The 1,547-nt window shown below is 35.2% G+C and carries 1 protein-coding gene, 1 tRNA gene and 1 pseudogene; 2 read left to right on the top strand and 1 reads right to left on the bottom strand.

Going from position 1 to position 1,547, the window contains the following annotated elements:
* Window positions 1-70 precede the first annotated feature (70 nt).
* Complete coding sequence (locus OZD66_RS01405) at window positions 71-853, top strand: DUF2163 domain-containing protein (protein WP_182366383.1); 783 nt, start codon at window positions 71-73, stop codon at window positions 851-853.
* Window positions 854-884: 31 nt separating this feature from the next.
* Window positions 885-971, top strand: a tRNA-Ser gene (locus OZD66_RS01410).
* A gap of 106 nt (window positions 972-1,077) precedes the next feature.
* On the opposite strand, the pseudogene OZD66_RS01415 reads toward OZD66_RS01410, so the two are convergent.
* Window positions 1,078-1,448 (bottom strand): annotated as a pseudogene (locus OZD66_RS01415) (transposase); the annotation flags it as partial.
* Window positions 1,449-1,547 lie beyond the last annotated feature (99 nt).

Raw genomic sequence — 1,547 nt, forward strand, 5'->3', positions numbered from 1 at the left:
AAACATTCCTCTATTCGAATCCTTTCGTCGTGCTGTTGATTCTGCCTTCCTATGACCTGTTCGGACTATTATGAGAAATGCTATACTTACCACTGCTACGTGCTGGAAATTAACGCTTGCAGGTGGAGAAGTAATGGGATTCACTGACTATGATGAAGACTTAAATATTGATAATATACTCTATAAATCTTCAAGTGGATTTACAGCCAGTAGTATAATATTAAACAGCGATTTAAAGACTGATAATTTGGAAATTGAGGGAATATTAAATAGTGTTGATATCAAAGAAAAAGATGTTTTATCAGGAAAGTACGACTTTGCAAATATTGAGATATTTCTTGTGAATTATAAAGACTTGACCCAGGGAACAATGAATCTACATTCAGGAATTTTTGGTAAAGTGACATTAAGTAGTGGAAGATTTATTGCTGAAATTAGAGGGCTCTCAGCAAAGCTTGAGAGAAGCATAGCAGAATTATACTCTCCTGCATGCAGAGCACAATTTTGCGATGATAAATGTAAAGCCGATACTAAAAAATTTAGTAAAATAAGTACAATCACTAAAGTAATAGATGAAAGAAGATTTGAAGACACGAATTTAACTGAGAGTGATGAATATTATAAGCACGGAGTAGTAAAATTCTTTGGCTCAATAGCGTTTGAAGGTGTAGTAAAAGAATATAAAAATAAAGTAGTTACGTTGTTTACTTCGCCTCCATACCAAATTTTTGCTGGAGATAAATATTCAATACTCGCAGGTTGCGATAAAACATTTCCAACTTGCAGAAGCAAGTTTAACAATACTGTGAATTTTCGTGGTGAACCCTATATACCAGGTTTTTATATTGTTTAGCAGTACAATTTTCAATATTATGAATAAGCATGGAAAGGTGGCTGAGTGGTCTAAAGCACACGCTTGGAAAGCGTGCACATATGAAAATATGTCGGGGGTTCGAATCCCCCCTTTTCCGTATGTTGCTTCTAGAATAGTATAAAACCCCCGGTCGCGCACACAACTGTACGAACATTGTAATATGGTACAATGTTACAACTATGCGGTGGTAATTTACGATAAATTCATGTAGCCATTTCAAATTTAGCCATACCAATGTCAGTAAATTGATTAAGCAAATAACACTTGAGTAGCAGTTCCTTCCCACGATTAATTTCAGATTTGTTCCGAAAATTAAACCCGAATGTTTGTTTCAGTCGCGAGAAAAAACTTTCTACATAAGATCTTTTTCCGTAGTTTGTTTGCCTTTTCCACCTCTTCATTCCATCTTCGCTGTATGACTTTATTAGTCTAATTGCAGCATTTCTCTCTGCCATACTTTGGATGCTCTGCTGCATTGTTTTTTTGGAGGAATTTTTGTCTTTATGCCGCATTCATCACACAATTTATAGAGTTTATGTCTGTCATATGCTCTGTCTGCATATAGTGCTTTTATGGCATGCTGAAAATTATAGCACTTCTCATAATAGTCCAAAAAAGGTAAGATATGGATTTATAGTAGTGATGGTAAGCATGCCAGCAGCATATAGTTATG

This window comes from Wolbachia endosymbiont of Drosophila baimaii (assembly GCF_028982185.1).
Lineage (GTDB): Bacteria > Pseudomonadota > Alphaproteobacteria > Rickettsiales > Anaplasmataceae > Wolbachia > Wolbachia pipientis.